This is a genomic window from Desulfotignum balticum DSM 7044, assembly GCF_000421285.1.
Lineage (GTDB): Bacteria > Desulfobacterota > Desulfobacteria > Desulfobacterales > Desulfobacteraceae > Desulfotignum > Desulfotignum balticum.
Genome location: NZ_ATWO01000001.1, coordinates 1756093 through 1774568, shown reverse-complemented (window position 1 = coordinate 1774568; position 18476 = coordinate 1756093). Strand labels below are relative to the sequence as shown.

At 47.5% G+C, this 18476-nt stretch carries 21 protein-coding genes and 1 pseudogene; 18 read left to right on the top strand and 4 right to left on the bottom strand.

Features of this window, described 5'->3' with window-relative positions:
• Positions 1–21: 21 nt before the first annotated feature.
• Positions 22–324, bottom strand: coding sequence for a sll1863 family stress response protein (locus K365_RS0109000; RefSeq protein WP_006965375.1), 303 nt, complete (start codon positions 322–324; stop codon positions 22–24).
• Positions 325–611: 287 nt separating this feature from the next.
• Here K365_RS0109000 and K365_RS0108990 point away from each other — a divergent pair, with 287 nt between their 5' ends.
• From K365_RS0108990 to K365_RS0108955, 8 genes are all read left to right on the top strand, one after another.
• Positions 612–956: an Mth938-like domain-containing protein gene (locus K365_RS0108990; RefSeq protein ID WP_024334323.1), complete on the top strand. Its 345-nt coding sequence runs from the start codon at positions 612–614 to the stop codon at positions 954–956.
• Positions 957–1028: 72 nt separating this feature from the next.
• Positions 1029–1334, top strand: a complete 306-nt coding sequence (locus tag K365_RS0108985; protein ID WP_024334322.1) for a hypothetical protein — start codon at positions 1029–1031, stop codon at positions 1332–1334.
• A gap of 8 nt (positions 1335–1342) precedes the next feature.
• On the top strand, positions 1343–2488 hold the full coding sequence (locus tag K365_RS0108980) for a PAS domain-containing sensor histidine kinase (protein WP_024334321.1): 1146 nt from the start codon (positions 1343–1345) through the stop codon (positions 2486–2488).
• 52 nt (positions 2489–2540) lie between these two features.
• Positions 2541–3296 (top strand): SDR family NAD(P)-dependent oxidoreductase, encoded by a 756-nt coding sequence (locus K365_RS0108975; protein WP_024334320.1) that lies wholly within the window; start codon positions 2541–2543, stop codon positions 3294–3296.
• A 409-nt stretch (positions 3297–3705) separates the two neighbouring features.
• Positions 3706–4866: an aminotransferase class III-fold pyridoxal phosphate-dependent enzyme gene (locus K365_RS0108970; RefSeq protein WP_024334319.1), complete on the top strand. Its 1161-nt coding sequence runs from the start codon at positions 3706–3708 to the stop codon at positions 4864–4866.
• A gap of 139 nt (positions 4867–5005) precedes the next feature.
• Complete coding sequence (locus tag K365_RS0108965) at positions 5006–5431, top strand: DUF3995 domain-containing protein (RefSeq protein ID WP_024334318.1); 426 nt, start codon at positions 5006–5008, stop codon at positions 5429–5431.
• A gap of 176 nt (positions 5432–5607) precedes the next feature.
• Positions 5608–6618: a ParA family protein gene (locus K365_RS0108960; RefSeq protein WP_051147826.1), complete on the top strand. Its 1011-nt coding sequence runs from the start codon at positions 5608–5610 to the stop codon at positions 6616–6618.
• Positions 6608–7219 carry a HEPN domain-containing protein gene (locus K365_RS0108955; protein ID WP_024334316.1) on the top strand — a complete coding sequence of 204 codons (612 nt, stop codon included), beginning with the start codon at positions 6608–6610 and terminating at the stop codon, positions 7217–7219. Before K365_RS0108960 ends, K365_RS0108955 begins: the two co-directional genes overlap by 11 nt.
• Positions 7220–7528: 309 nt before the next feature.
• On the opposite strand, the pseudogene K365_RS0108950 reads toward K365_RS0108955, so the two are convergent.
• Together K365_RS0108950 and K365_RS0108945 are read right to left on the bottom strand one after the other, a co-directional pair.
• A pseudogene (locus tag K365_RS0108950) lies at positions 7529–8389 on the bottom strand (IS91 family transposase); the annotation flags it as partial.
• A gap of 7 nt (positions 8390–8396) precedes the next feature.
• Entirely contained in the window at positions 8397–9011 is a 615-nt protein-coding gene (locus K365_RS0108945) for a tyrosine-type recombinase/integrase (RefSeq protein WP_024334314.1), read from the bottom strand.
• A gap of 126 nt (positions 9012–9137) precedes the next feature.
• Between K365_RS0108945 and K365_RS0108940 the strand changes: the two genes are divergently transcribed.
• The 4 genes from K365_RS0108940 to K365_RS28675 all read left to right on the top strand — a co-directional run bounded on the left by K365_RS0108940 (position 9138) and on the right by K365_RS28675 (position 11746).
• Positions 9138–10469, top strand: a complete 1332-nt coding sequence (locus K365_RS0108940) for an aminotransferase-like domain-containing protein (RefSeq protein ID WP_245569154.1) — start codon at positions 9138–9140, stop codon at positions 10467–10469.
• Between the two features lie 127 nt (positions 10470–10596).
• Positions 10597–11064 carry a GNAT family N-acetyltransferase gene (locus K365_RS0108935; protein WP_024334312.1) on the top strand — a complete coding sequence of 156 codons (468 nt, stop codon included), beginning with the start codon at positions 10597–10599 and terminating at the stop codon, positions 11062–11064.
• Between the two features lie 225 nt (positions 11065–11289).
• Complete coding sequence (locus K365_RS0108930; protein ID WP_024334311.1) at positions 11290–11478, top strand: nucleotidyltransferase family protein; 189 nt, start codon at positions 11290–11292, stop codon at positions 11476–11478.
• Positions 11479–11587: 109 nt separating this feature from the next.
• Positions 11588–11746 carry a hypothetical protein gene (locus tag K365_RS28675; protein WP_169432909.1) on the top strand — a complete coding sequence of 53 codons (159 nt, stop codon included), beginning with the start codon at positions 11588–11590 and terminating at the stop codon, positions 11744–11746.
• Here K365_RS28675 and K365_RS0108920 read toward each other — a convergent pair.
• The gene (locus K365_RS0108920) at positions 11743–12993 is read right to left on the bottom strand and encodes an MFS transporter (RefSeq protein WP_245569153.1); all 1251 of its coding nucleotides are present in this window, start codon (positions 12991–12993) and stop codon (positions 11743–11745) included. The genes K365_RS28675 and K365_RS0108920 overlap by 4 nt on opposite strands.
• Positions 12994–13213: 220 nt before the next feature.
• Here K365_RS0108920 and K365_RS0108915 point away from each other — a divergent pair, with 220 nt between their 5' ends.
• The 6 genes from K365_RS0108915 (at position 13214) to K365_RS0108890 (ending at position 18438) form a co-directional block, all read left to right on the top strand.
• Complete coding sequence (locus K365_RS0108915) at positions 13214–13927, top strand: ABC transporter ATP-binding protein (protein ID WP_024334309.1); 714 nt, start codon at positions 13214–13216, stop codon at positions 13925–13927.
• Positions 13924–15174, top strand: coding sequence for an ABC transporter permease (locus K365_RS0108910; protein ID WP_024334308.1), 1251 nt, complete (start codon positions 13924–13926; stop codon positions 15172–15174). The genes K365_RS0108915 and K365_RS0108910 overlap by 4 nt, the downstream gene beginning before the upstream one ends.
• 35 nt (positions 15175–15209) lie before the next feature.
• Positions 15210–16004, top strand: a complete 795-nt coding sequence (locus tag K365_RS0108905; protein ID WP_084489792.1) for an outer membrane lipoprotein-sorting protein — start codon at positions 15210–15212, stop codon at positions 16002–16004.
• 8 nt (positions 16005–16012) lie between these two features.
• A complete protein-coding gene (locus K365_RS0108900) occupies positions 16013–17284 on the top strand; it encodes a hypothetical protein (RefSeq protein WP_024334306.1) in 1272 nt (423 codons plus the stop codon).
• A 141-nt stretch (positions 17285–17425) separates the two neighbouring features.
• A complete protein-coding gene (locus K365_RS0108895; protein WP_024334305.1) occupies positions 17426–17839 on the top strand; it encodes a FecR family protein in 414 nt (137 codons plus the stop codon).
• Complete coding sequence (locus K365_RS0108890; protein WP_024334304.1) at positions 17836–18438, top strand: OmpA family protein; 603 nt, start codon at positions 17836–17838, stop codon at positions 18436–18438. The genes K365_RS0108895 and K365_RS0108890 overlap by 4 nt, the downstream gene beginning before the upstream one ends.
• The last annotated feature ends 38 nt before the right edge of the window (positions 18439–18476 follow it).

Sequence of the window (18476 nt, the reverse complement as noted above, 5' to 3'; positions counted from 1 at the left end):
CCGTTTCAGATCAACATTGGATCATCCGCCGACATTCCCGGCTTCGAGGTCTTTCCAGGCGCGATTCACATTGCTTCCCACCGTGCCGAAAAGATCGTCCAGTTCATTTTTCATGGGAGACCAGTCAGAGGGGCACTCTTTTTCCAGCTGATCCACCCGCATCTGGGCTGTGGCAACCTCCTGCTCCAGCTGTCCAATCAACGGCAGCACCTTTTCTTTCTGCTGGGTACTGTATGAGTCAGCCGTTTTTTTCATGGCCTCCAGTTTGTTTTTCCAAGCAGAAACTTCAGCCAGCATTGCATTGCAGTAATCTTTGACTTCCATGGGAAACTCCTTTCTGGGTTTAGTTAAAAATCACCCGAAATATCAAAACGAAATTCCGGAAAACCGCGGATCCCTGGCAAAGAGTAACATCGAGAAGCTTCAGGAATCAATTCATCTTATCAACTATATTAAGCGTTTTTTGAATATAATCAACCTGAAAAAAGAAAAAATCGTTCAAACGGAAATTCATGATGTCGCCGACCCTGTAATTCTTCGTTGCAAACACAATGCAGACAATGTAATGTCAAAATGAAACAATCAGACTGGACAACACAAAGGCGGGATAAATGATCAATTCTTATTCCTTCGGCAAAATGACCGTCAACGGCAAAGAATTTAGAAAGGATCTGATGATCCTGCCGGATAGGTCCGTGTTAAGCCCGTGGATCAGAAAATCCGGGCACCGGCTGACGCTGGAAGACTTAAAACCGGTTCTGGAAACTGATGCCGAAATCCTGGTGATCGGCACGGGAAAACCGGGCCTGATGAGGCCCCATGCCACACTGGTACAAGATCTTCAGGAAAAAGGGATCACGGCCATGGTGATGTCCTCAAAAAAGGCGGCTGAAAAATACAATGCCCTGGCAGGCACGGCAAAAGGGGTAGCCGCCTGTTTTCATCTGACCTGCTGACAATCTGAAGTATTGACATTCCATTTCAATCCCATATGATGGAATCCGACAACCCCTGAACCGGAGGAAACCATGGACTCATCCATTTCGGATAAACTGGAAAATGAACTTAAAAAACATCTCGGTAATGCCCTCCCGGCCCATGCGGCCACAGACATCCATGCCGCGCTGGAACTGGCAGACACGCTGAAATCAAAAGGCTTTGGCTTTCACTTGAAAGACCTGTGCCCGGGAAGCCCGGACCAAACAAGGTGGCAGGCGATTTTTTCCAAAAACAATGATGAATTCACTGCTGATCATCCGGATGCTTCCGTGGCCGTGTGTTCGGCGGCCATCGGGGCTTTGACCACCCCGGAAACCCCGACATCCCTTTCCTGAGGCCCCCCATGTCCGGCAAACCCACATATGAAGAACTGGAAGCCAGAATCCGGGAACTGGAGCGTGCTGCCGAAGCCAAAAACAAAACCGGGGACCCGGATATTATCCGGACACTGTCCGAGAGCTTTCAGCAGTTGGCCGACCATTCCCAGGATGCCATTTATCTGTTTGATATTGAATCCGGGACCTTTCCTTTTTTTAACAAGCGGTTTCTGGCGCTGTTCGGCAGCCGTGAGCAGGGACGGCCGGTATTGACCTCCGGGACTGTGGCCCAGCGCATCCATCCCCAGGACGCTGACAAGCTTCGGGCCGCAAGAAAAAAAACCCTGGAAGCCGGTGAAACCACCGGAGATGTCGAATACCGCTACATCGGTGTCGACGGCACCACCCGGTGGATGCATGACCGGTGGTCCGTGGTCCGGGACCGGCATCACCGGGCCATTGCCATTGAAGGATTCGTTCGGGACAACACCCAGAGAAAACAGGCGGAAGAGGAACTGGAACACAGCCGGAACAGCGCTTTGATCGGCAGTTATATTGTGCAGAAAGGCCGGTTCGTCTATGTAAATCCTCAATTCTGCAAGATTACCGGATATGCACAAAATGAACTGACCGGCATGAAGTCTTTGGACCTGGTACATGCGGATTACCAGGACCATGTTCTGGAGTGCGCCCGGCAGATGCTGGCCGGACGCCGGACCACACCTTACGAATTCCGGGTCGTGGACCGGATGGGTCAAATAAAATGGGTCATGGAAACAGTGACCCCTGTCAAACACCAGGGAACCCGGGCCGCTTTGGGGTATTTCATGGATATCACCCAGCAGCAGCAGGTGGCCCAGGAACAGCGGGACAAGGAAAAACTCAGGGCCATTCTTGAAATGGCCGGCGCAGTCAGCCACGAGCTGAACAACCCGCTTCAGGTGGTGTTGATCGGGATTGAAAAACTGGCGGCACCCAACCTGAAACCAGCCCAGAAGCAGGATCTGATACAGCTCATAAAAAAACACACCCTGCGCATGATGGAGCTGTCTGCCAAAATTCAGAAGATTTCCCAGTATGCCACCAAAGACTATGTGCAGGGCAAAAAAATCTTTGATATCGATGCGGCCGCCATAGAACTCCCCGGAGACATTAGAAATGAGGCCCAGTGAATTTTGCCACAAAAAAAACAACAGGCACCACGCCTGAAAATGGAGGAAACGCATGCCGGGAGTCCAAGGACGGGTCACACTGGTAACAGGTGCGGGGCGCGGTATCGGCCGGGCAACGGCTGAACTGCTGACATCCCGGGGTGCCCGGGTCATGGCCGTTGCAAGAAGTAAAAATGAATTAAAAACCCTGGGACTGGATTATGTGGCCGCAGACCTGGGAACCCCTGACGGATGTGCCTTTGCCGTCAAGCAAACCCGTGAGCGCTTAGGGCCGGTATCCATTCTGGTGTGCAATCACGGCATTGGTTCGGCCCATGAACGGGTGATATGGGAACAGCCGCCGGAAGTGTGGCAGGAAACCCTGCGTATCAACCTGGACGGGCCCTATTATCTGTCACAAATGGTTGTCAAAGACATGATTGAACAGGGCTATGGCCGGTGTGTGTTCACCAGCTCCACGGCCGGCGAAAAGGCGGAATATGCCGGCAGTGCCTATACCAGCGCCAAACACGGGCTTTTGGGCCTGATGCGCGCGATTTCCAGGGATGCCGGGCCCCATGGGGTGACCTCCAATGCCGTGCTTCCCGGATGGGTGCGGACATCCATGGCGGAAAAATCCGCCGGAGCTGAAGCTGAAAAACGCGGCATCACCCCGGATGAGGTGTGGAAGGAACGGGCGGCCCTCTATCCGCCGGGCCGGGTGGCGACCCCTGAAGAAGTGGCTCACGTGATTGCATTTCTGGCTTCCGAAGAATCCAGCGGGGTCAGCGGAGAAGCCATCACCGTGGCTTTAGGCGGCCTGGTTTAAGCCGACGTTATCGAAGAAAAAAGCAGGCATTAGGTATTTTTCCCTAACGCGGGTAAGGGTTTTCTCTAATTGACATGCACGCATTTCACTGATATGGCATTCGATGATATCGAAAATATGGTTGAGTTTTTATGGAATCAAGGATGTGTTGCAAGATGAGTTTTGGAAACCGCCACAATTGAAGCAATCAAATATTAATTCTTCGATTTATGTGGTCTGTAAGATTCATATTTATGATATTTCCCAAAAATACTGAATATATGGCAAGGGATATAATCAATACATGTAATTTTTTGTCAACATATCTATAATAAGAACATATGGGTGCTGGGGAAAGAGGTGGAATTAGCGTTTTACGTCATGATATATAATTATCGTTATGTGAAAAATGAAAGAAAGAGAATAAGAAATGGAACATGTATTTTTTTGCACAGGTCACGAGATTAAAATCCCAAATATTGTGAAAAGTGAGGGTCTTTACCTATATGATGAAAAAGGTAAAGCTTATATGGATTTAGAGTCAGGTGTATGGTGTACATCTCTTGGACACAGTAATGCTGAAATAAACAATATAATCAAAAACCAAATAGAATTATTAATGCACGCTGGTTTTTGCTATTCAAATGAAATACTTGAAAAATCAGCAAAATCAATTCTTGATATCGCCGGTTTAGATAATGGAAAAAGTGTATTTCTCTGCTCTGGCAGCGAAGCTATTGAGGTATCAAGGCAGATGGCTAAACATCTAACTGAGAAAAACGTATCTTTGACACTTCATGACTCATACCTTGGCGCATATTCTTCAATAATCGACAAATCCAGGAATTGGTATTTGCTAAATTGGGAGCAATGTAAAACATGCCCTGATAAGGAAAAGTGCGATCTATCATGTGAAGTGCTTCAAAAAATACCCAAAGACGTATCTGAGTTTATTTTTGAACCAGGCAGCTCTTCTGGTTTTGTGCGGTTTCCTCCAAAAGCGTTAATAGGAAATATCGTCAAAATTGTTCAAGACAACGGAGGAAAAATTATCGCCAATGAAGTGACAACAGGCGTCGGGCGAACCGGCAAATGGTTTGGCTATCAACATTATGACATTAACCCCGATTTTATCGCTGTTGGCAAAGGAATTGGAAACGGATACCCTGTGAGTATTGCTCTTATCAACGAATCTACTGCAAGGCAGTTAGAACTAAATCCGTTTCATTATTCCCAATCCCATCAAAATGATCCTTTGGGAGCTTCGATTGTACATGGGGTTATTAAATTCATTGAAGAAAATAATTTGATATCAAAAGCGGAAAGTAATGGATTGTTACTCCACAACCATCTTGAATCGCTTGTTGATAATGAAATTATTCCTGAAGTTCGTGGAAGAGGGTTGATGCTTGCTGTTGATATCAAGAACAAAGAAATTACATATGACATTTATAGTGACCTTATTGAAAAGGGATATATATTGGGAAATCGAGGTTCATCATTTAGGATTGATCCACCACTTATAATTACTAAAACTGAGATTGATGAGTTTATTGAAGTACTCAGAAAATCAAAATCCCACTTCAAATGAATCACATAACAAATGAAGGATTAGTAACCGTGCCGAGGCACGAGGCTCGGTACTAATCCTGTGGTTGAACAGGTCATTCCACTGGACCCGCAAACAGCGCGGGCCAGTGAATTCAACGTTATGTCCCCAAAAGGATAATATGCAAATTATATCAATATCTCTGACAGTGTCGTTTATAATTATCGCATTTCTTCATATTTTTTGGGCATTAGGTTTCAAATTCGATATTCGAAATATGGTTCCTGTTGTAATCGGTGAACCGGTCTTTACCCCTGGCCCTGTTGGCACTTTAATTGTCGCGATTGTTCTTTTTTGCTTTGCAGGCGTTTCTCTGGCTCTGGGCTATTCCAGCAAAGTACCTGTCAGTTATTTTCCGTTCCTGAAACCAGCAGGTATCACAATAGGTGTCATACTCCTTGTAAGGGCTGTTGGTGATTTTAAATATGCTGGCTTTTTCAAAAGAATTAAAGGCAGCAATTTTGCAAAATATGACAACTGGTTGTACTCCCCATTTTGTTTAATAAGTGGAGGGGCATTTTTATATTTAGCTAAAAACTTGACATAACAAATAACGCTGCAGCCGACCCGGGGGGATAACTGCTTTTCGAAAGCACTTGGTCTTCGAAAAAACTTGGCTTCGGCAACCTGCTCGGCCATATGCCCCGGTCGGCTGAGCTCCCCGTTAGACTAAAAAAACAGATAGATGGAGCCCCATAATAATTAGGATAAAAAAGGAATATTATGAAACGAATTAGTCTTTTTAATCACAAAGGTGGAGTAAGCAAAACCACATCCGTTTACCATTTGGGATGGATGCTTACTAAATTAGGTAAAAAGGTGTTGCTCGTTGATGGGGACTCTCAATGCAATCTAAGTATTCTCACAATGGGAGAAGATGGGTTTGAGGCACATTTAGAAGCAACCCCAGAGAACACAATTAAAGAATTATTAAAGCCAGCATTCAAAGGACAACCTAAACCTTTAGAAGCACTTGAGGCCATCCAGGTAAAAGACAACGAAAAACTTTTCCTGATTCCTGGCTCTTTTGATCTTACAGAATATGATGTAGCTTTAGGAATGAGCTTTGGATTTAGTGAGGCAATAGGTACGCTTGCCAATTTGCCAGGTTCATTTAATTATTTAATTAGAAAATACGAAGAAAAATATAGTATTGATTATACAATAATTGACTTAAACCCATCATTGTCCGCAATTAATCAAACACTATTTTTAACTTCTGATTACTTTATTGTTCCAACATCCTGTGATTATTTTTCAAAACTTGCCATTAAATCACTTAAAAAAATTTTACCGTCATGGGAAAATTGGGCAAAAAAAGCCCGACAAATATTGCATGATTCATCCTATCCCATGAAAAATGAAACGCCTAAATATATCGGTGCTATTATACAGCGGTATAATATTAGACTCGGAAAAGCAACACAGGCAAACCAAGAAATTATTGACGATATTAGACATGAGATAGCAAACAATTTTTTTCCAAATCTATATGATGCAGGAATGATTATTGAACAAGATGATCAAAAATTATTTGATATTCAAGTTCCTGACTTCAACACATTAAACGCGCTATATCATCAGCATGGCTATCCTGTTTTTGAAATTAACGAACAAATGATGAGAGATGCAGGTTGGTTCGGTGCAACATTAACTACGAATGAAGAAAAAATAGAATTATTCCGAGCTACATATGAAGATTTGGCAAATAGAGTGATTGAACATGCCATATAAAACCAGCTTAATTTCAAGATTTGAAGCAGCAATATCTCAAGTTGACGAGCTATTAGCAATTCACCATTACTTGCAATTTGCTCCAGTAACAGAGGTTACCGATAATGTTTTGCGAGCATCTCTTACGATGATGGTATCAGCTATTGATACTTCTGTACATGAGTTGATTATAAGCGCAATCATGTTCGAGATAAAAGAAGACAAATCAATCTTCAAACTTGACAATGTTAAAATTGGCGCATTAGCATCAAAAGAATCAGATAAGGATACTCGGATAAGGTTGATTGAATCAGATCTTCGTCGCCAATTTTCAAAAGAATCCTTCCAATCCTCCAGACAAATAGAAAATTCACTTGGTAAAATTGGTATTACAAATATATGGACAAAACTGGCATCTACATTAGGTCAACCTCCTGAAGATATCAAAATTAAACTTGATCTGCTGGTGCGGCGGCGGAATCAAATAGTCCATGAAGGTGATCTGGACCACCTTCATAGTATTCGTGACATTGCCAGGGGAGATCTCAATGACTCATTAGCATTCACCAAAGATCTGGTCGCTGGAATGATAAATGAGTACACCAATTTAATAAACGTCTAACAAATAAAGGATTAGTAACAGTGCCGAGGCACGAGGCTCGGTACTAATCCTGTGATTCAAGAAGCCGCGGATCAATAGGGGAAAAGGTCATCGATTTGCAGGATGTGTGAAAGATGGGATGAAAATTTTATAAAAGTGCCTTCCTCCTGATGCAAAAACCAAGAATCAGGCTGTCTTTGTCAGTAAAACCCGGGTTTAAAATTCAAATATCCGCAATTGGCGCACGGGTACTGTGACATGCCCGGGATATTCAGTTTTTTGGGCTGTTTTATAGTCGACAGCGAAAACCAGATAGTCAGTTTTGTCCAGTTATCCGGGTCTGCATCGTGGTTCAGGCTTTACAAAGAACATAAAGTTTAAATCATGTCCGCAATGGCTGCATTTAATCCCGGGTATTTCCCGTTCCGGGATTTCAGTAAAAAGTGCAATAATATCATGGATGAGTGAAATGAGTTCACGAATTTTCTCAATGGATAAGGCACTGTTGGGGTTGAGAAAACCATAATGCCTGATTTTCATAAATCCCCTGGGTAGAACATGCTGCAGGAATCTTCTGATAAACTCCATGGCATCCAGCGTCATGTTTTTCCATTTATTTTTTTCACGGTCTTTGTACAGAAATTCAATGACACCATTTTCAATGCTTTTGATACGATTATTGGAGATGGCAACCCGGAACACATATCTTGAAAGATATCGTAAAGAATTTTGTCCCTGGCCCACGGCCTGACTGTCAATCACCCATTGTTTTTTCCACACTGCGGGATCTATTTTAACAAGCAGCCCGGCTTTTTTCATTGCATCCTTGAATTTGGCTTTAAAAATGATCTCCAACGGTTTCGTGTGAACAAATAGATCCTGTCTGGAAGAAATCCATTGATTATTATCAGACAATGCGCCTCCGGGAATGACCAGGTGCAAATGAGGATGATACTGGAGCATGCCACCCCAGGTGTGAAGGCCTGCCAGATATCCGATTCGATCAGATCCGACAAACCGCTTATCCTGCGCTAATTTTTTCAGCGCTTTGTTGGTGCATAAAAACAAGGCGCCATAAGCTTGCTTCTGGTGAGATCTCACAACATCCCGAAGGCCCTGGGGAAGTGTGATCGTTAACAGGAAGTAATGAGTCGGCAGCAGTTTTTTCATCTGCTGATTAAGCCAATGATTTGTTTTATCATGCTGGCTGATCAGCGTTCTTCCCGCCGTTGCGGCCCAAGGCAGGGAATATCCATTTTGGATTGCCATGGGTTTTATAGTATTCACGTAAACTGAGCAGAGTAATTTTTGGTAAAGGGACAGTCCTGTCCAGCGCGCTTTTTCCGGCATGAATATGCACAAGCCCCCTGTCGGAAAGAATATCTTTGACCTGAAGCGTTGTTGCTTCCCTCAAACGCAGTCCCATGGAATATAATGTCAAATAAAATGTCTGGCTTTGTGCAGTGGGAAGAGCATAAATAATCTTCCTGACTTCCTCCAGACTCAGAATGGTCGGTAAAGTTTGTTCTCGTTTCCATTTGATGTCGTTGAAAATATTCCATTCACGCACAAGGGTCTTTCTGAAAAAATGTTGTATGCCGGAGTAACTGATGCGCAGTGTTGCAGCGCTCCAGCCAAATTCACTTTGACAACAAAGCCAGTATTGACGAAGCTGCTCTTCGCTGATATCTTCTAATGGCTTATTGTAAAAGCGCTGTAGTTTTAAAACCGCGCTGGTATAGGATTGAATGCTTCGCTCAGCATAACCGGCTAAATGGAGATCTTCTTTAAAACGTTTAATTAAATTGCTCATGGTATCTTCCTTTCTTCTTTAACCTTGTCGGGTAGAAGATACCGACCTGCAAGCCGGTAAGAAGATACCATGAGCAATGGAATTGAACAATGATGGCAAGGCTTTATCTGCCGCGGAGCGGCTTACTTGAACATTTTTTTTGCAGTGGGACCGGGCTTACTGCACGGTTTTATAAAGGATAAAACAAATACAAACAATTTTTTTCAGCGGTCGTTTTCGGTACTTGCCGCCCGGCCCCTGAAAAAGGCGTTATACCTAAAAAAAGGCAATAACATGAATGATATATTTGCAGATAGGATAACTGATGTCCCTCGATCATTTATCAGGGAAATCCTAAAGGTGGCATTAGATCCAGAAGTGATTTCATTCGCTGGTGGCCTGCCAAACAGGGATTTATTCCCCGTTCAAGAGCTTACAAATGCAACGAGTGAAGTATTTAGTATATATGGAAGGGATATTTTTCAATATAGCAACTCAGAAGGCTACCTGAAGCTACGCGAGAATATTGCAGAGAACTATCAGAAAAAAGGACTTAGTGTCTCTCCGGAAAATATTCTTATTACAAATGGCGCTCAGCAAGGGCTTGATCTTTTAGGAAAAGTTTTACTTAACGATGGAGACGTTGTAGTTCTCGAAGAGCCGGGTTATTTAGGTGCTATTCAGGCATTTTCGCTGTATAAACCCACGTTTTTGCCTGTAAAGGTTTCTGAGCAGGGAATGAACATAGATGGGTTACAGAAAGTATTTACCAACAACAGCCCTAAATTAGTTTACTCGGTTCCAAATTTTCAAAATCCTTCAGGTATCACATACAGTAATGAAAATAGACAAGAAATTGCCAGCATAATCCAAGACAAAACTACATTCCTCATTGAGGATAATCCCTATGGAGATTTGCGGTTTTCAGGAGAACCTCAGCTATCTTTCAAGCATTATCTGCCAGAAAAGGTTATTTTACTTGGCTCGTTCTCAAAAATAGTGGTGCCAGGTTTTCGTATTGGTTGGATAGTTGCTCCTGATAATATTCTGCAAAAGCTGTTAGTGGCAAAACAGGCTTCTGATCTGCATACATGTCACTTCACACAGTATATTATCTATCAATACTTACAAAAAAATGACATCCAAAGACATATAGAAAAAGTTGCTCAAAAATATGGAGAGCAGTGCCAAAGCATGCTGGAAAGTATGGAAAAGTATTTTCCAGCATGCGTTGCATATACTAAACCAGAAGGAGGAATGTTCCTTTGGGTCACTCTTCCAGCTGATATTTCAGCAATGGATTTATTTGAAATTTCAGTAAAAGAAAAGGTGGTCTTCGTTCCAGGCAATCCATTCTATATTAACAACAATGGCGAGAATACTTTCCGACTGAATTTTTCATGTACAGATAAACAGACTACAGAGACAGGAATTAAGAGGTTGGGGGGCGCAATAGAAACTCTACAAAAACGGGTATAACAATGCAAATGCATTCAGACGGCCAAAAGCTGCCCCGCACTTCGCTTTACAGCTTTTGCCGCCGGTGATTTGGGGGTTATGTGCGATATGTCATATGAATTAACGGTTTAAACAGCAGGGAATAAAATTGACGATTACACTCTCTTTGGCAAAAATTGAGGATGCAGAAATGCTGAAATCAATCAGCGTTGAGGCTTTTACTGGTGATTATGAGCAGTACGGCTCTTATCCTCCGGGAATTGAGTCGTTAGCTTGGCATCAATCAGAAATTGAAAAAGGCCATTATTATAAAATTCAATACAATGATGAGCTTGCTGGTGGCATTTGCATCATCCCATCATATAATGAACTGATAGAAATAAAGTACTTTTTCATTTCTGAAAAATATCAAAACAAGCGAATTGGCTCCATGACAGTGGAGTTAATTGAAAAACAATATAGCAGCGCAAAAGCTTGGACACTTGCAACACCATATAAAGCCTATCGAAACCACCACTTTTATGAAAAATTTGGTTATACAAAGATTGGTGAATTTCAGCCAGATCCAAATAATGCGTTCAAGTTGTTTGAGTACAAAAAAGAAATCGTGAAATAACAAAACAAACGGGTCAACCTGACCGCCGGGAGCAACGTTCTCTGTATCAAGTTCAGTGGCGGAGGCAGGTTACCCTTGGCGTTATCAATTGTGCTCGCTCAATAGTAAATTATCCAATACCAGAAATTTTCCATATCCATGCAATCATAAACCTGATAATATCAGTGTGTTTGAAAATTAAAAATGTTTGTGAGTATGAATTACCGACAGGATTTAAACCAGCAAATGAATAACACTCTTTCCAGAAATGAAATAATAAGTTTGATAAAGGCTGAAAAACCTTTTTTTAAGGAAAATTTTGGTGTCATTCATATCGGGATTTTTGGTTCTTATGCCAAAGATCGGCAAACGATTGATATCTGTGAAAACCATCTTCCAAAACTGAGGGAAACAATTAGAAAAATGCTCGCATAATTTCTGATATCACACATCAACAATATCCAATTGGTCTGGTCACAGGCGTTGGTAAAAGCCGATGATTTTGACCGGTTCAAGGCACTTCAATGGGGCATCCGGACCTGGGATGTGTGTTGAATTTCCCAGCTTGAGTTGGCTGGCCGATACACCGGAAAAAGCACTGAAAGGCATCCGAAATCTGGTAGCGGATGTGTTATCGGATATGGGCAAAACCACGGATAACTGCCAGTTAGGGGGCCCGGGATTGTCGGACAGTCTGATTTAATCGGCAATCCGTGCCACCAGGATCACCCCTGTGACCGATGCCACACCCATGGAAGCAAAGGTGACGCCCCAGGAAAAAATCGTATGCCCCCCGCCGGACAGATCCAGGACCCACCCGGCCGCAATGGTGCCTAAAGCCGCGGCCCCGAATCCGCCCAAAGACTGAAGGGCCATGGTGGCCCCACGCAGGTCCGGCCGGGCCGAAGTAATCACCCCGGCGTGGATGGCAGCAGAATCTCCCTGGAAAAAAATGGTGTACACAATGCACAGCATTGCCACCCAGGCCGGATCCAGCCCGGCCCAGAACCCGATGGTCACAGATATCAGGCCGGACACCCCCATGATCAGGATCACCATGGTTTTTCTGGGAAACCGCACGGCCAGTTCGGCCCCGGCAATGCTGGCCAGCATGCCGGCGATCCCGGCCACAGCCATCACCGTGGTGGGGATCAGATAACTTTCAGATCCCGGATGTAACGACAGATTGAACGCCATGAACGCCACCAGCCAGGCCCGGGCCGCAAACATTTCCCAGGTGTGGCACATATAGGCCAGGATATAGGCCCTTGCATTGCGGTTCTGCCACACCGGGCGGAAATCCAGGATATGGCGTTTGATCATGAAGTCAGGCGCGGATGGCAAAACCGGTGCAAGGATGACCCCTGCCAGCACCAGGGCCAGGCCGGACCCGGCGGCAGCCGCAACAAACGCGGTTTCCCACCCCCATGTTTCAAACACCTGGCCGGCAACAAAAAACGATGCGCTCATGCCCAGGCCGAAGCAGGCCGTGTAAAACGCGATGCTCCGGGGCTGGGCAGACGGGGCCACCCGGTCCATGAGGGCCTTGAGCCCGGGGATGAAGGTACCGGCCAGGGAAATACCGCACAGCGCGCGGAAGAGAAGGGCCGTCCAGAACCCGCCGGCCAGAAATGCAAACCCGAAATTGGAAATGATGCCGATGACACATCCGGCCAGGTAGATCCGCCGGGCGTCCATCCGGTCCGTGAGGCTGGTGAGCACGGGCACGGCTCCGGTATATCCGATAAAATAGATGCCGTTGATCCACCCGGCCTGATTGCCGGACAACTCCCAGATCTGCATAAAATGCGGCAGCAGTGCCGGAAAGGCAAACACCCCCAGCATACCGGCCACCTCGGCTGCACACAGACACCCCACCAGCACCACCGGGTGCGTGAATTTGCCGTCCGGCGGCTGGGGGATCATTTTTTTTGTCTGTGAAGTTGTCATGGTCTTTTTTCCCGCCAGTCTGAACCTTGAAGGAAATCTTGTCAAACACAAAAACAGGCCGCTATCAAGCTGCCCATTATTGAGCTTGATCCCCCTGTATTCAAGTATTATACTGATTCAACAACCTGATTAAAGACTCAAAGGAAAAACAATCCGTGGAAAATGGCACGGAACCAGCTCGACAGCGATCTCATCTAATAACTGAAACCAAGGGTCCTTTATGAACATCGTTACATTTGAAACCGTTTCCAAAACCTACCGGACCGGTGAAACCACGGTCACGGCGTTGGGAGATGTCAGTCTGAAGATCCCCAAAGGGATGTTCACCGCGTTTGTGGGACCGTCCGGCAGCGGCAAGACCACGGCGTTGAACCTGATCGGATGCCTGGATCAGCCTTCCAAAGGAACCGTGACCGTGGCCGGACAGGCCACCGGCAACATGAACCGGCGTCAGAGTGCGGCGTTCAGAGGAAAACACTTAGGGTTTGTGTTCCAGGATTTCAATCTGCTGCCCGTGCTCACGGTGCATGAAAACGTGGAATATCCGTTGCTCATGATCCAGGACTTACCCAAATCCCACCGCGGCCCGGCCGTGGAAAAAGTGCTGGCTGCCGTGGGTATGGCAGACCAGGCCGGCAAATATCCGGCCCAGCTGTCCGGGGGACAGAAACAGCGGGTGGCCATTGCCAGGGCCCTGGTGGGCAATCCGGCCCTGGTGCTGGCGGATGAACCCACAGCCAACCTGGACGGGGCCACTGCCCAGAAGGTGATCGATCTGATGAAACGCATGCGGGATGAATTCGGCATCACATTCATCTTTTCCACCCATGACCCCCGGATCATGGACCAGGCTGAGGCGTTTTTTCACATGGAGGACGGCCGCCTGAAAGATGCGTCTGAAAATATGGTTGACCCCTTGGGAGGTGACATATGATCAAGGTCATGTCTTTAGCCATCAGAAACCTGCTGCGGTACAAGCGCCGCACCCTGCTCACCGGGCTGCTCATTGCCGTGGGCGTCATGGCGGTGATCGTTTTCACAGGCCTGAGCGGATCATTCAAACGGGCGATCGTGGGCCAGATCACCGATTCTGTGCTCAGTCATCTCCAGGTGCACAAAAAAGGGTATATGGCCAGCATTGACAATCTGCCCCTGGACCGGATGATCCCGGAAAAGCCGTTTCACAAACTGACGGATATTCTGAACCAGACACCGGGGGTGGACGGATTTTCTCCCCGCATCAAATTCGGGGCCATGCTCAGCAATTTTGCCCAGACCACCAATGTGCGCCTCAACGGCATTGACCCCAAAAAAGAACTGACGGCCGTGCCTCTGCTGCCGTCCCGGATAAAAAACCCCCTGAACCCTGATGTGCTGCTGACTCCCGGCCAGGTGCTTTTGCCTGAAATTCTGGCCAAAGGCATGGGAATCGGCGCGGGGGACACCGTGGTGCTGGTGGCCAACAACAAGGATGGCTCCGTGAACGGCATGACCTTTGTGGTGGCCGGCGTGGTGGAAAGCCTGATGGGCCCGGGCGGCCGGGACGGATACCTGCACCTGGACGATGCGGCGGGGCTTTTGCGCATGGATACCCCGGAAATCAGCGAGGTGGCCGTGCGGGTCACGGGTTTTGACACCCTGGCAACCGTGGCGGACCGGGTGAACCAGGCCCTGGCCCCCATGACCACGCCCAAGGGCCAGCCCTTGTTCGAGGTGCATACCTGGCAGCAGCTCACCCCGTTTTACAATGTGGTGCGCATGATCGATCTCATGACCCTGGGCATCAAGATCATTCTGATTGCCGTGGTGCTGATCAGCGTGCTCAATGTCATGATCATGAGCGTGTATGAACGGGTCAGAGAAATCGGTACCCTGGCTGCCATGGGTACCCAGCCGTTCCGGATCATGGCCTTGTTTGTGGCGGAAGGGTTCTGCTTAGGCCTCACGGGTGCGCTGGCGGGTGCGGTCCTGGGAACCGGGGTGCTGTGGATCCTGAACCTGACCGGCGTGGAAGTGGCGTTCGGCGGGGCCAACCAGGTATTTGAGCTGGCCCCGTCCGTGACCCCGGGCGAAGTGATCTCCGCCTGCCTCATCGTGCTGCTGGTGTCCGTGCTTGCCAGTTTGCAGCCCGCAGCCAAGGCCGCGGCCCTGGAACCCGTGGATGCCCTGCGCCATGTGTGAGTTCAAATCAAACCATTATAAAAAATGAGGATGTTATGACATATTTTCAATCCGCTTTGCGCCGCGCCGGAAAATGGGTGATGCCTTTTGTGTTGTCATGGATGGTGTGTGCGATGCTGATTTCGGCAAGTCCAATATTGGTTTCAGCCCAGGAAACACTCACGGGCGCACAGATTCTGGAACAGGTGGACCACAACCTGCAGCCCGGAAACCTGGAAATGTACCGCAAAATCATCAACATTGAACCGGACGGCAAAAAAAAAGAGTTTGTGCTCTGGTTTCTGAAAAAAGACATGGACAAGATTGTGACATTGTTCATCTCTCCGGCCAGTGAAGAAGGCCGGGCCACATTGCGTTTAGGAGACAACATGTGGCTGTACATCCCCAACGTGGGCAAACCCATCCGCATCACCAGCATGCAGTCCGTGGTGGGCGGGGTGTTCAACAATGCGGATATCATGCGCCTGGATTATCATGTGGAATATGATGTGGCCGACCTGGCCGAGGATCAGGGGCAGCATCTGCTGGATCTCAAGGCCAAAACCGGGGCCGTGGCCTATGACCGGCTCAAAATGTGGGTACTTAAACAGGAACTTGTGCCCACCAGAATCGAGTGCTATGCCGCCACAGGCATGCTCATCAAGACGCTTCATTTCAAGGAAATCAAGGATATCGGCGACGGGGTGGTCAGACCCGCGGTCATGGAAACGGACAGCCCGCTGTACCAGGGTTACAAATCCATCATGGTTTCAGCCAATCTGAAAAAGCGGGATCTGCCCGATGAGGTGTTCACCCTGAACTACCTGTCCCGGGTCAAGGACCTGCGGTAAACCAGGCGATGACCCAGGATCTGTCCGGCGGATTTTCAAATCTTTGCCCGAAACTTTCAAGGCGGGTGTCTGTTCTGATCATCTGCCTGATGCTGTGGGGACTGCCGCCCTTCCCGGCCGGGGCATCGGAATATGATTTTGCCATCCCTGAAGCAGAACCAGCCGCCTGGTCATTCGGGGGGAGAATCACGGCCCGGTATACCTGGCACCGGCTGGATGACCAGACCACCGGATACGGGCGCCTGTATGCCGGAACCGATCCGGGTGCCAATACCCATGACGGCCAGGCCGCTGCGGAACTTTCGGCGGCCTGGCGCAGATCATCATTCCAGGCACGGGTCCTGACCCGCCATGCCTATACCCGCACCTTTGAGCAGGACACATGGGACAATGATATCTATGAGGCGTATCTGTCATGGTCCCCTGCCCCCAACATAACCCTGGATGCCGGCAAAAAACCGGTACTTTGGGGCACGGGCTATGCCTGGAACCCGGCCGGATTCCTCAACCGGCCCAAGGATCCGGATGATCCGTCTTTAAACCTGGAAGGCCGGACCCTGGCAGGAATCGATTTCATCAAAAGCGTTACACATGGAGCCCTGAACAATTTCGGCATCACGGCCCTGGTGCTGCCCGTGGCTGACGATTGGTTCAACACGGACTTCGGACAGCACGGGGATGTGAACACCGCTTTGAAGCTGTATCTGCTCTGGCATGATACAGACATTGATTTTATTTTTTTCAACGGGCCGGACCATCCGTTGAGCCTGGGGCTTGATTTTGCGAAAAATCTGGCGGAAAACCTGGCCGTCCATGGGGAACTGGCGTTTCAAAAAGATGCACCAACCACTGACTACACGGCGGACAGCACTGTTTCCCAGACCACGGAAAATCAGGTCTCCGGCCTTTTGGGTCTGCGGTATCTGAATGCCCATGACACCACATTCATTGCTGAATACTATCACAACGGGGCCGGTTATGATGATTCCCGGATCTTTCTGCCGTCTCCGGATCGTCAGCGCAATCCGGGCAAAGATTATTTGTATGCCAAGATTTCACAAAAAGAACCCCTGGAAATCCTGTATCTGACCACCTGGGTCTCTGCCGTGGTCAATCTGCACGATCACAGTCTCAATCTTCAGCCCGGCCTGACCTGGACTCCGGTCACCAACCTGGAGATCAACGGCCGGATCGGTGTGCCTATCGGTGATGCCCAAACCGAATTCGGAGAAAAACCGGACCGGTTCCGGCCGGAAATCTGGGTGCGGTATTATTTTTAACGCTTTTCCCGGAACTGCTTGTAAAATATCAGCCGGAAGGATAAAAAGAACAACAAAAGACACAACACCCGGCAACTCAACTCTCAACCGCAGTAAAAAATTAAGGACTGTCACATGAGAATACCTATCTTGTGTTTGATCATGGCATTACTGTTAACCGGCCCGGCAAAAGCGGATCCTGTGTCCATCGGAACCATAAAAACAATCAAAGGCGATGTGTTTGTCGTCCGGGACACGACACAAACATCCTTACATATCGGTGATCGGCTGTATTCCGGGGACGGGCTGCAAACTTTGACAAACAGTACCGCAGGTATCATTTTTGAAGACAATACCGTGTTATCCTTAGGCCCTGACACTGAAATCAATATCAATGATTATGTGTTTGCACCTGAAAACGGCCTGTTTTCCATGATCATTGACATGTTTCAGGGCACCGCTTCCTATCTTTCCGGCATTATCGGACAACAGGCCCCTGGTGCAGTCAAATTTCATACCCCGGATGCAACCATTGGTATTCGCGGGACCCAGTTTCTTGTAAAGGTGGACCAATGAACCATAAACTTTTTATACTCATCTGTTGTGTTTTTTTTCTGACAATCTGTGCCTGCGGGACCAAAAGCACCGTGGTTTTGATTCCGGATCCGGACGGACATGTCGGAAAACTCGAAGTATCAAACCAGGCCGGAACCCAGACCCTGGATCAGGCCAATCAGGCAGTGGATATCAAAAATGAAACAACGGCTCCCGCCACCCCCGCAATACTGAGCCAAAGTAAGATCCGTGCCGTTTTTTCAGATGCACTGGATGCCAGACCCATGCCCCCGGAAAAATTTATTCTTTATTTTCTGCCGGGTTCAAATCTGCTGACCAAGGAATCTGAAGCACTTTTGCCTCAAATCATCCAGACCATCCTGGCGCGACGGTCAGATGATATTGTCATATCGGGTCATACCGACACGGTGGGCAGCAAAGAATACAATTACGGGCTCTCTTTGGAACGGGCAAAAACCATGTTTGATATTCTGGTTGCCAACGGCGCTGTCCCGGATCATATCAAGGTCACCTCCCATGGTGAGGGGAACCTGCTTGTCAAAACTCCGGATGACGTTGATGAACCCCAAAACCGGCGGGTGGAAGTGGTCATCAGATAATCTTCGATACCCGGGGAAGCCATAATAAAATGATGCCG